Below are 11265 nucleotides of genomic sequence, written 5' to 3' on the forward strand. Positions count from 1 at the left end.
TGAAATTCGCCCGCTCGCGGGCGCGAAAGGAAAGCAGAGTAACGCGCGAAGCGGGAAAAGATAAGGGCGATTCGAGCGCTTAATCTGTTCGGCTTAGCCGAACAATCAGGCCGGGCGTATCCGTTTCTGATCTTTTTTCGGCAGCTTATCGACCACCAGATTCCACGAGTCGTTGATGAAATCAGCGACCACCTCAGGCGTGATGTCATCGGTGCCGTAGAGTGAGATCCAGTGCTTTTTATTCAGGTGATAGCCAGGTTCAACGCCGCGATAAATCTGCTGATTCAACAGCGATTTTTCCGGATCGGATTTCAGGCTGACGTGAGGGCGTCCGCGTACAACCGCCATCAGCATAAAAATCTTTCCACCTACTTTAAACACGTCGTACTCGGGGCCGAACGGCCAGCAGTGTTCGGTGAAAGGCATCTCCAGCGCCACGCGTTTCGCGTGCTCCTGCAAGGACTTACCGTCCATCGCTATCCTCCTGAGCCAGCCCGCGCCACATGGCCTCAAAACCGAGCGCTTTAAAATCGACGGCGCGGGACGGATCGCGGGTAGCAAATTCCATTGTGGTTTCGGCCAGCGATAAGAAAATCGCATCGCCAAAGGTTTTAAATTCGTCGGACATAAACACCTGGCGCACCGAACGGCGGCACAGCTCGTGCAGCTCCGGGAACATATCTTTCACGGCCTGCTCCGTCTCGGCGTTGATCTTCTCACTGACGCCCAGCTGGCGAATGGCGGCGTGTGCGAGAGGGTTTTTGATCCCCCAGTCGACATAGCTGTTCCAGATGTTACGCGTATGCTCTTTTGGGCTGGTGAGTGAGCGATCCAGATTAGACAGCATCGCCTGGCAGAGATCCTGCTTCAGGTGGAGGTAAAGGGCATTCAGCAGATCGTCTTTGGTCGCAAAGTAGCGAAACAGGGTGCCTTCGGCGACGCCCGCATTACGGGCAATGAGCGCCGTTGAGGCGGCAATTCCCGACTGCGCAAACGCAGCGGTTGCTGCTTCCAGTAAGGCCTGTTTTTTATCTTCACTCTTCGGACGTGCCACTCAATTCTCCCCTTTGTCAAATGTAAAAAAACGTATTGAAGCATGCGGTTCATACCGCTGCAACGCGGAATGTCAAAGATCGAAAACGTCTTGACGATATATTCATCATATCTAATAATGAGTGCTTACTCACTCATAATCAAGCTTAACCCGCGTAAACCATCGGATGGGGCGCGTATTCGGGTCAGGAAATGAAAAAGCCTCTATTCATCTGCGTGGTGTTTGTCATGATTGTTGCTTCAGCTGCGAGTTTACCTTTTGTTCTGAACGCCGGATTCGGCCAGCCACCGCAGGGTGAGCAGCTCTCCGAAGTGGAAGCCTCCCCGCAGTATCGCGAGGGGAAATTCCACAATACGCTGCCGACGCCGGGTTATAACGGCGACAAAAACATGCTGGTCGCGACGTGGGAATTTCTGACCAAAAAAACCGAAAATGCGCGCCCGGCGCAGCCGCTGCCGCTGGTGAAAACCGATCTTGCGGGCCTGCCGCTGGAGCAGGACACCCTGGTGTGGCTCGGTCACTCCTCGTGGTACCTGCAGCTCGCGGGTAAACGCATTCTGATTGACCCGGTGCTCAGCAACTACGCCGCGCCATTCTCGTTCCTCAATAAGGCCTTTGCCGGTGAGTATCCGTGGCGCGCTGAAAGCATGCCGGAGATCGACCTGCTGATTATCTCGCACGATCACTACGATCATCTGGACTACGCCACCATCAGGGCGCTACTGCCAAAGGTGAAGCGCGTGGTGACGCCGCTGGGCGTGGGATCCCACCTGCGCTACTGGGGCATGAAGCCTGAGATTATTGACGAGCGCGACTGGAACCAGTCGGTGCGCGTCAGCGATGAATTGACGGTGCATGTTCTTCCGGCGCGTCACTTCTCCGGGCGCGGCATCAAGCGCGACCAGACCTTGTGGGGCAGCTTTATGTTCGTCACGCCAGAGCAGAAGGTTTATTACAGCGGGGATTCCGGCTACGGCCCGCACTTTAAGGCCATCGGCGAACAGTTTGGCGAGGTGGATTTAGCCATTATGGAAAACGGCCAGTACGACCAGGACTGGAAGTACATCCACATGCTGCCGGACGAAACGGCGCAGGCCTCGGCGGATCTCAACGCCAAAGCGGTGGTGCCGGGGCACAACGGGCGCTTCGTGCTGGCGAAACACACGTGGAACGATCCGCTGATCCAGCTGGCGCGCGCCAGCAAGGACAAAAATTATCGGCTGCTGACGCCGGAACTGGGTGAGCCCGTGCGGGTGAGTGATACCACTCAGGCATTTCGCGAGTGGTGGGAATAATGTTTAAGCGAGAAGCAGAGGGGGACAGCGGTATGACCATTTCCGCTCAAGTCATCGACACTATCGTCGAATGGATCGACGACAATCTGCACCAGCCGTTACGTATCGAAGAGATCGCCCGCCATGCGGGATATTCGAAGTGGCACCTGCAGAGGCTGTTTATGCAGTACAAAGGGGAGAGCCTCGGGCGCTATATTCGCGAGCGCAAGCTGCTGCTGGCGGCGCGCGACCTGCGTGAATCCAACGCTCGCGTGTACGATATCTGCCTGCGCTACGGGTTTGACTCGCAGCAGACGTTTACCCGCATATTTACCCGCACCTTCAACCAGCCGCCGGGTGCGTACCGTAAAGAGAACCATAGCCAGACACATTAACATGTCGCGTGTAGGCCGGGTAAGGCATAGCCGCCACCCGGCTTTTTTGTGGGCACAGTGCCCGTAAGTTGCCCGGTGGCGCTGCGCTTACCGGGCCTACAGATAACTACCAGCGATAATTCACCGTTGCCGTCACCGTACGGCCAATCCCGTAGAAGCACGCCGTATCGCTTGCGCACGACGCAACATATTTCGTGTCCGCCACGTTATTGACGTTGAACTGCACGCTCGCCCCTTTCAGGCTGCGGTTTATCTCGCCCAGATCGTAGCTCAGCATCGCGTCATACAGATCCACCGACGGCACTTTGAAGGTATTCTTCGCATCGCCGTAGCTGGTACCGATGTAGCGCATCCCCACGCCAGCGGTCAGGCTCTTCAGCGCGCCGCCCGGAACGGTATAGCTGGCAAACGCCGATGCCATATGCGCCGGAATACGCGCCGGGGTTTTGCCCTCGGTGCCCACGACCGTGGTGCTTTTGGTTTTTGCATCGGTGTAGGTGTACGAGCCAATCAGGTTGATGTTGTCCATCAGCGTGGAGTGGATTTCCGCCTCAACGCCTTTCGAACGCACTTTACCCGCGTTCTCGAACCAGCCTTCGGCGCTGTTGTAGGTCGCCACGTTGTCCTGGGTTAAATCGTACAGCGCGAGGGTCATCAGCGTACTGTCGACCGGCTGATACTTCAGGCCAATCTCGGTCTGCTCCCCGGTGGTTGGCTTGAAGGGGGCAACGCCCGGCGCGCGGTTGGTTTGCAGGTTCGGTTCAAACGAGGTGCTGTAGCTGACGTACGGCGACAGGCCAGAATCGAACGCGTACAGCAGGCCGGTTCGCCAGGTGAACTTGCTGTCGTTCTGCTGGGTTAAGCTGCCGTCGGTGAAGTCGTGAGTTCGCACTTCGCTCCAGTCGTAGCGCCCGGAGACCAGCCATTCCCAGCTGTTCCAGCTCATTTGATCCTGCAAATACAGCCCCATCTGGTCGAGATTTTGCTGCTCGTCGCTGGCGGTTTTGAAGGTGCTTTCATCCACGTTCACGCCGTACACCGGGTTCGTCCAGTCGAGGTCATACTGTGAACCGCTCCCGCGTTCCAGCAGCTGTTTATCTTTGCTGGTCTTGTAGTCGAACCCGCCGAGCAGGGTGTGGCTGACGCTGCCGGTCTCCAGCAGATACTCAAGCTGGTTATCCAGGCCAAATTCGTTGGTGGTGCGCTCTTCATGCTGCGCGCGTCGCGTCAATACCGTGCTGTTGGCCGCGCTGCTGGCGTAAACGAGGTAACGGTATTTTTGTTTGATGCTGGCGTAACGCGCGTTCTGGCGGAAGGTGAGGTCGTCGGCGAACTGATGTTCCAGCTCGTAGCCGATCGTCGTCTGCTCGCGCCAGGACTGGTTGTAATTCGGATCGCTGACGTTAAAGTCGCGCGGGATGTATTTCCCGTCGACGCTTTTGACCGTGCCGTAGGCGGGCAGGAAGTTGCGGTAGCCCGCATCCGGATCCTTCTGGTAGCTGGTCAGCAGCGTAAAGCGGGTCTGGTCGTTCGGGTACCAGGTGATAGCAGGCGCGATCGCCATCCGCGTCTCTTTATAATCATCCACCTGATTATGCTGGGTACGGGCGATACCGTTGACGCGATACAGCACGCGGCCGTCGTCGCTCAGCTTGCCGCCGAAATCAAACGCGCCTTCTGCCAGATCGTTATTGCCGGTACGGAACTGCACGTTATGGATGGATTCCGCGGTCGGGCGTTTGCTGGTCATGCTGATTAACCCGCCAGGGTTGACCTGACCAAACAGCACCGACGCCGGGCCACGCACCAGCTCCACGCGCTCCAGTAACCACGGGTCAATCGTACCCGTCTGGGACGAGGCTGTCGCGCCGAAGCTCAGGCCGTCGAGGAATTTCGGCACATAGCTAAAGCCGCGCACGAACACCTCGTCGTTACGGTTCGATGAGCCGCGGTACTCGGTAAACACGCCCGCCGAGTAGCGAAGCGCCTGCGATACGGACGTCACGTCCTGCATGTTCATCTGATCGCGGGTGATCACCGATACCGACTGCGGCGTTTTCACGATCTCCGCGCGGGTCTTGGTTGCGGAGAGCGTTTGGGTTGCCACAATCCCTTTTACCGGAGCGGTGGGGTCTTCACTCACGCTCTGCGTCACCGTTATGGTTTCTTCTCTATTTTCAGCCTGAGCCGCCACGCTGGTCGTCGCCAGACTCAGCAGCCAGAGTTGCATTATCTTATTATTCTTAAACATTTTTTCTACTCATCCTTGGTTGCTATCGCCATAAAAACACCGTTAAAACGCGTTAGATGATATTGCAAATTATTACCATTTGCATTAGCGTTGATAACAAATTTCGTCAGGGAACAAGCGGTAATGAAGAGGGTATGGAGCGGATTATTACTCGGGATAGGTGTGCTGCCTGCGGTGGCGGCAACCTGCGAACACTCTTCCCGGCAGGGAGACGTTCAGGGGAAGTTTGATGCCAGCGGTGAAGTCTGTTTTATGCTGCCAGAGCTTGCTGAAAATTATGTCTCCGCCACGCTGCATGGCGTAACGGATGCCCGCCTGCTGGATGGGCAAAACCGCCGCATTCGTACGCTGGTTGAAAATGGGCCCGCCGATGGCGAACACACGCTGCTTTTTGCCCTACCGGTAAAGCAGAGCACCTCGCTGGTCCTGCACGGCGAAGCGGGTAAACCCTGGCGTTTTCAGTGGCGGATGAAAGAGACATCTGCGCTACCGCGCGTACAGATGCTTGCACCTGAAAGCCCGACGCTTCAGGCGCTGGCAAAAGAGATTGCTGCCGGAGGGAGTACCGACGCGTTCTGGCAGACGCAGATTCGGCAGGGAACGCCGATGGTGGAGCCGGTAGACGCAGAACATAAGCGCGTCACCTTCCTGTGGCGCGGCGCGCGGGATAACGTCTTTATTCTCGGCTCACCGGCGGGGGATCACGACCCGCTGTTCCGCCTGGGCAACAGCGACGTCTGGTTCCGCAGCTATGTGGTGCCCGCCGACACGGTGATGCAGTACAAGCTGGCGCCCGATGTGCCGATCGTCGAGGGTTCCTCACGCGATCAGCGCCGCGCGATCCTCGTCAGTGCCCAGGCCGATCCGCTCAACCCGAATACCTTTGGTGAACAAAAGACGGATCGCTGGAACCGCTATTCGCTGCTCGATCTCAGCCCGGCACGCTATTGCTCCGTGCAGGCCATGGCCCAGCCGCTGGTCCACGGATCGTTAAGTCGCCAGAGCATCACCAGCAAAATCCTCGGTAATTCCCGCGAGGTGATGATCTATAAACCGCGCGGCGCACAGCCTGCACGCTGGACGCTCATCCTCTTCGACGGGCAGATTTATCAGGACGAGTACCATTTGGCTAACGTGCTGGATGGTCTGATCGCCCGCCATCATCTTCCGCCGATTAACGTGGTGTTTATCGACAGCCTCGATCACGCCCGACGCGGCAACGAACTGCCGCCGAACCCGGATTTCGCCGACTTTATGGCGCACGAGCTGCTGCCGTGGCTGCGCGGGCAGGGCATTGCGATGCAGCGGCAGAAAACGGTGCTGGCGGGGTCGAGCTACGGGGGAATCGCGTCGTCATGGGTCGCGCTGCGCTATCCGCGCCTGTTTGGTAACGTGCTGAGTCTTTCAGGTTCGTACTGGTGGGCACCGAAAGGGGAGGCTCCCGGCTGGCTGACGCGGCAATATCAGCAGTCGCCGCCGTATCCGGTGCGCTTCTGGCTGCAGGCCGGAAAGTTTGAAACCACGGGGCCGGGCGGGGGCATTTATCGCACTACGCAGGATTTCGAACAGGCGTTGAGGGAGAAGGGATATCGCGTCAGCTTCCATCCCTCATCCAGCGGTCACGACTACGCGGCCTGGTGTGAAGCGCTGATCCACGGTATGCGTGACTTCACCGGCTTACGACGCCAGTGAAAACCAGCGGCGCCAGACGAAACGCAGGATAAAGAATTCGATGGCGCCGAGGGCTAAAAACCACAGGCAGAACAGAATGGTGTAGAGCTGGTTCAGATCGACCATGTGAAAGGTCGTCATCAGCTTCTGCGCCAGCACCAGACCCAGCGACGGCGCGGGTAACAGCAGGCAAGAGATCAGGGCCAGCAATAAAATGCCCCCCGCCGTAAGCAGCGATTCTAACGGGTGTTTCATCGTAATGTTAATCGTCAGTTAAAAATGTCATTGTCCGGCATTCTGTAACGTAAAGCAATATCAGCCCCGCTGGCCTTTTTGAATAAAACAAAGACATTATTACTGCGAATAAATAACACTATACGACCCGGTGTTCATATTAATATCGCGTTATGTAAATAAATGTCCGTATCAGGAAAATAATTTTACAAATGTATAGGTGCTATAACCAATTAACGTGGCAATAACAATGGCTGCGACAATGTATAACGCCAGGCGTCGTCCGCGATAAATACCAAACATGGTTCCCCCTCGTTTAGCGTTGGTTTAGAAATATTTTGTAAAAATCAGGTCATCGAAATAGTTTTAATCAGTTTTGAATAACCGAGAAGTCATTATATTGCGGTAGATCAATTTTACCCGCAAGACTAAAAAATGAATTTATTTAGCCAGAAAGGAATTCAGGCTTCTGTTCACCGGATATTGAAGGAAAAATACGATGACCGAAAAAAAATTGTCCCCAAACATGCCGCCTTCCGGCGGGCTGGCATACCAGCAGACCGTCGAGCAGGTGCTCACTCACACGCAGAGCCAGGCCAGCGGTCTGGATCGTGCAGAGGCGCAGGCGCGTCTGCAAAAATCAGGTCCGAACGCGCTGCCGGAGAAAAAAGGTAAACCCGCCTGGCTGCGTTTTTTGGCCCATTTTAATGATGTGCTGATTTATGTCCTGCTGGCCGCCGCCGTATTAACGGCAGTAATGGGCCACTGGGTTGATACGCTGGTTATTCTGGGCGTCGCGGTAATCAATGCCTTAATTGGCCATATTCAGGAAAGCAACGCGGAAAAATCCCTGAAGAGTATTCGCAATATGCTCTCCAGCGAGGCGCGCGTTATTCGTAACGGCAGCCACGAAACGATACCCACAACTGCAATAGTTCCGGGCGATATTATTGTATTACGCGCGGGGGATCGTATTCCGGCGGATATGCGTTTAATCGAAGCGCATAATTTACGCGTGGAAGAGGCGATTCTGACCGGTGAATCCACCGTGGTGGATAAGCACACGAATCCGCTGAGCGGCGAACTGCCGCTGGGCGACCGCACCAATATGGTCTTCTCCGGGACGACCGTCAGCGCGGGCGGCGGCGTCGGCCTGGTCACCGCGACCGGTAAGGATACGGAGCTTGGCCACATCAACCAGATGATGGCGGGCATTGAAAAACACCGCACGCCGCTGCTGGTGCAGATGGACAAGCTGGGTAAAGCGATCTTCGCCATTATCCTGGCGATGATGGCCGCGCTGTTTATCTTCAGCCTGGTGTTCCGCGAGATCCCGATGGGCGAGCTGCTGCTCTCCCTGATTAGCCTGGCGGTGGCCTCCGTGCCGGAAGGTCTGCCAGCGATTATCTCCATCATCCTCTCGCTGGGCGTGCAGGCGATGGCGCGCAAGCGGGCCATTATCCGCAAGCTGCCGACGGTCGAAACCCTGGGCGCGATGACCGTGGTTTGCTCGGATAAAACCGGCACTCTGACCATGAACGAAATGACGGTCAAAGCCATCATCACCGCCGACGCCTGCTACCGCGTGGACGGCAACAGCTACGAGCCGGTGGGCAACATCTACCTGGAAGGCAGCGACGAGCCGGTCCACATCCAGCCGGGCACCGTTCTGGAGCAGTACCTGCGCACCATTGACCTCTGCAACGACAGCCAGATGATTCAGGACGAGCGCGGGCTGTGGGGCATTACCGGTGGGCCGACCGAGGGCGCGCTGAAGGTGCTGGCGGCGAAGGCCAGCCTTGAGCCGATGATGACCACGCTGGTTAACAAGATCCCGTTCGACTCGCAGTACAAGTACATGAGCACCCACTACCAGATTGGCGGTGAGGAGCAGATCCTGATCACCGGCGCGCCGGACGTGATTTTCGCCCTGTGCGCCGAGCAGCAGACCCGTAACGGTGCGGAAGCCTTCAACCGCGCGTACTGGGAAAGCGAGATGGAGCGCTATGCGCGTCAGGGGCTGCGCATGGTTGCCGCGGCGTTTAAACCGGCGAACGGCGAGCAGGAGCTGACGCACGACGACCTGAGCCACGGTCTGATCTTCCTCGGCATCGCCGGGATGATGGATCCGCCGCGTCCGGAAGCGATTGACGCGATTAACGCCTGCCAGCAGGCGGGGATCCGCGTGAAGATGATCACCGGGGATCACCCGCAGACGGCGATGAGCATCGGCCAGATGCTGGGGATCACCAACAGCGAGCAGGCGGTGACCGGCTACGAACTGGAGAAAATGGACGACGCCGCGCTGGCGGACGCGGCGGTGAAGTATGACATCTTCGCCCGCACCAGCCCGGAGCATAAGCTGCGCCTGGTGAAAGCGCTGCAGGATAAAGGCGAAATCGTCGGCATGACCGGTGACGGCGTGAACGACGCCCCGGCGCTGCGTCAGGCTGACGTGGGCATTGCGATGGGCATCAAGGGCACGGAAGTGACCAAAGAGGCGGCGGACATGGTCCTGACGGACGATAACTTCGCCACCATCGCCAGCGCGGTGAAAGAGGGGCGTCGCGTTTACGACAACCTGAAGAAGACCATCCTCTTTATCATGCCGACCAACCTCGCGCAGGGGCTGCTGATTGTGATTGCGCTGCTGGCGGGGAATATCATTCCGCTGACGCCGGTACTGATTTTGTGGATGAACATGGCGACCTCCGCCACGCTCTCCTTCGGCCTGGCCTTTGAGGCCGCCGAGCGCAACATCATGCGCCGTCCGCCGCGTCAGACCGGGCAGCACGTGATGGACGCCTACGCCGTCTGGCGCGTGGCCTTCGTCGGCACCATGATTGCCATCGCCGCCTTTGCGCTGGAAGCCTGGCTGGCCCCGCGCGGCCACAGCGCGGAGTTCATCCGCACCGTGCTGCTGCAGATGCTGGTCTGCGCCCAGTGGGTGTACATGATTAACTGCCGCAACACCGAAGGGTTCTCCCTGAACCGCGGCCTGCTGGCAAACAAAGGTATCTGGCTGGTGACGGGCGTGCTGTTCCTGCTGCAGGCGGCGATTATCTACCTGCCGTTTATGCAGATGCTGTTCGGCACCGAAGCGCTGCCGCTGCGCTACTGGTTCGTGACCCTGGCGGTGGCGGGCGTGATGTTCTTCGTCGTCGAAATCGAGAAGCGACTGACCCGCAGGTTCCGTAAGGCTGCATAACCTTTTGCCCTCACCCTAACCCTCTCCCACGGGGAGAGGGGACTCTGACCTCCCTCTCCCTGTGGGAGAGGGCCGGGGTGAGGGAAAACAACGCCGAGGTACTCCCATGAAATTCCCACTCCTGTTCGCGCTCCTCGCCTGCACCCTGCAACCCGCATTTGCCGCCGCCATTCCCGTCCGCGTCGCCGCCGTGGAGCAGACCGCCCACGCCGCCGAGCGTCAGATCCCGGGTCGCATCGAAGCGATTCACACCGTTGAGCTGCGCGCCCGCACGGAAGGCGTGATTACCAAAATCCACTTCCGCGACGGGCAGTACGTGAAAAAAGGTGACGTGCTGTTTGAGCTCGACGACGCCGAGCCGCGCGCCGCCCTGCGTCTCGCGCAGGCCGAGGTGAGAAGCGCCGAAGCCACGCTGCGTCAGGCGCAGCAGCAGCTTTCCCGCTTTGAAAGCCTGGGCAGCAACAACGCCATTAGCCGCCACGATGTGGACAATGCTCGCATGCAGCGCGACGTTGCCAGTGCCGCGCTGGAGCAGGCCAAAGCCCGCCTCGACACCCGCAGCGTCACCCTGAACTACACCCGCATCGCCTCGCCGATTGACGGACGCGTGGGGCACAGCAGCTTCCACGTCGGTAGTCTGGTCAATCCGGCGAGCGGCGTTTTGGTGGAGGTGGTCCAGCTCGATCCGATCCGCATCGCCTTTGCGCTGGAAGAGGGCGCGTTTGCCACCAAAGCCGGACAGCATGCGGATATCAGCGCCATGAAGCAGGCCTGGCAGGCGTTAATTGACAGCAACGGCCAGCGCGTCAGCGGTGAACTGACCTCCGTGGATAACCGCATCGACCCGCGCACCGCCAGCGTGATGCTGCGCGCCGAGTTTGCCAACCCGCGCCATCAGCTCCTGCCCGGCGGCAACGTGAACGTGACCCTGCGCCCGGCAAGCGAGCAGCCGGTTCTGACCCTGCCCGCCGCCGCGGTACAGCAGAACGGCGACGGGTTCTTTGCGTGGGTGGTTAACGCCGACGGCAAAGCCGAAATGCGCCCGCTGAAGGTCGCCGGACAGATCGGCCAGCAGTTCCAGATTACCTCCGGCGTGAAGCCCGGTGAGCGAGCAATCACTGACGGCGCGCAGCGCGTGCAGCCCGGCGCTGCCGTCCAGATACTGAATTAAGGAGCCA

Annotated in this window: 9 protein-coding genes; 5 read left to right on the forward strand and 4 right to left on the reverse strand. The window is 58.3% G+C overall.

The genetic code is table 11. The features are described from left to right. Nucleotides 1-105 precede the first annotated feature (105 nt). Both EXW94_RS15695 and EXW94_RS15700 read right to left on the reverse strand, forming a co-directional pair. Nucleotides 106-474, reverse strand: coding sequence for an MmcQ/YjbR family DNA-binding protein (locus EXW94_RS15695; RefSeq protein WP_108415770.1), 369 nt, complete (start codon nucleotides 472-474; stop codon nucleotides 106-108). Next, nucleotides 464-1054: a TetR/AcrR family transcriptional regulator gene (locus tag EXW94_RS15700; protein WP_010428315.1), complete on the reverse strand. Its 591-nt coding sequence runs from the start codon at nucleotides 1052-1054 to the stop codon at nucleotides 464-466. Before EXW94_RS15700 ends, EXW94_RS15695 begins: the two co-directional genes overlap by 11 nt. A gap of 191 nt (nucleotides 1055-1245) precedes the next feature. Here EXW94_RS15700 and EXW94_RS15705 point away from each other — a divergent pair, with 191 nt between their 5' ends. After that, a complete protein-coding gene (locus EXW94_RS15705) occupies nucleotides 1246-2349 on the forward strand; it encodes an MBL fold metallo-hydrolase (protein WP_174340487.1) in 1104 nt (367 codons plus the stop codon). A 32-nt stretch (nucleotides 2350-2381) separates the two neighbouring features. Further along, nucleotides 2382-2723, forward strand: a complete 342-nt coding sequence (locus tag EXW94_RS15710; protein WP_148400346.1) for a RamA family antibiotic efflux transcriptional regulator — start codon at nucleotides 2382-2384, stop codon at nucleotides 2721-2723. 106 nt (nucleotides 2724-2829) lie between these two features. Here EXW94_RS15710 and EXW94_RS15715 read toward each other — a convergent pair whose 3' ends face one another. Then, a complete protein-coding gene (locus EXW94_RS15715) occupies nucleotides 2830-4974 on the reverse strand; it encodes a TonB-dependent siderophore receptor (RefSeq protein WP_174340488.1) in 2145 nt (714 codons plus the stop codon). Nucleotides 4975-5097: 123 nt separating this feature from the next. Between EXW94_RS15715 and EXW94_RS15720 the strand changes: the two genes are divergently transcribed. Further along, nucleotides 5098-6666, forward strand: a complete 1569-nt coding sequence (locus tag EXW94_RS15720) for an alpha/beta hydrolase-fold protein (RefSeq protein ID WP_174340489.1) — start codon at nucleotides 5098-5100, stop codon at nucleotides 6664-6666. Here EXW94_RS15720 and EXW94_RS15725 read toward each other — a convergent pair. Beyond that, on the reverse strand, nucleotides 6652-6900 hold the full coding sequence (locus tag EXW94_RS15725; RefSeq protein ID WP_010428319.1) for a DUF1158 domain-containing protein: 249 nt from the start codon (nucleotides 6898-6900) through the stop codon (nucleotides 6652-6654). The two genes, EXW94_RS15720 and EXW94_RS15725, sit on opposite strands and share 15 nt — an antisense overlap. 478 nt (nucleotides 6901-7378) lie before the next feature. Between EXW94_RS15725 and EXW94_RS15730 the strand changes: the two genes are divergently transcribed. Together EXW94_RS15730 and EXW94_RS15735 are read left to right on the forward strand one after the other, a co-directional pair. Beyond that, nucleotides 7379-10087, forward strand: coding sequence for a cation-transporting P-type ATPase (locus tag EXW94_RS15730; RefSeq protein ID WP_174340490.1), 2709 nt, complete (start codon nucleotides 7379-7381; stop codon nucleotides 10085-10087). 106 nt (nucleotides 10088-10193) lie between these two features. Beyond that, complete coding sequence (locus EXW94_RS15735) at nucleotides 10194-11258, forward strand: efflux RND transporter periplasmic adaptor subunit (protein WP_174340491.1); 1065 nt, start codon at nucleotides 10194-10196, stop codon at nucleotides 11256-11258. Nucleotides 11259-11265: the final 7 nt, after the last annotated feature.

Origin of the sequence: Enterobacter sp. JMULE2 (genome assembly GCF_013337145.1) — a bacterium.
Lineage (GTDB): Bacteria > Pseudomonadota > Gammaproteobacteria > Enterobacterales > Enterobacteriaceae > Enterobacter > Enterobacter mori.

What these genes read in the sequence shown, in the direction of transcription:
- EXW94_RS15735 (WP_174340491.1), top strand. Translation starts at nt 10,194, where the DNA reads ATGAAATTCCCACTCCTGTTCGCGCTCCTCGCCTGCACCCTGCAACCC.
- EXW94_RS15705 (WP_174340487.1), top strand. Translation starts at nt 1,246, where the DNA reads ATGAAAAAGCCTCTATTCATCTGCGTGGTGTTTGTCATGATTGTTGCT.
- EXW94_RS15710 (WP_148400346.1), top strand. Translation starts at nt 2,382, where the DNA reads ATGACCATTTCCGCTCAAGTCATCGACACTATCGTCGAATGGATCGAC.
- EXW94_RS15720 (WP_174340489.1), top strand. Translation starts at nt 5,098, where the DNA reads ATGAAGAGGGTATGGAGCGGATTATTACTCGGGATAGGTGTGCTGCCT.
- EXW94_RS15695 (WP_108415770.1), bottom strand. Translation starts at nt 474, where the DNA reads ATGGACGGTAAGTCCTTGCAGGAGCACGCGAAACGCGTGGCGCTGGAG.
- EXW94_RS15730 (WP_174340490.1), top strand. Translation starts at nt 7,379, where the DNA reads ATGACCGAAAAAAAATTGTCCCCAAACATGCCGCCTTCCGGCGGGCTG.
- EXW94_RS15715 (WP_174340488.1), bottom strand. Translation starts at nt 4,974, where the DNA reads ATGTTTAAGAATAATAAGATAATGCAACTCTGGCTGCTGAGTCTGGCG.
- EXW94_RS15725 (WP_010428319.1), bottom strand. Translation starts at nt 6,900, where the DNA reads ATGAAACACCCGTTAGAATCGCTGCTTACGGCGGGGGGCATTTTATTG.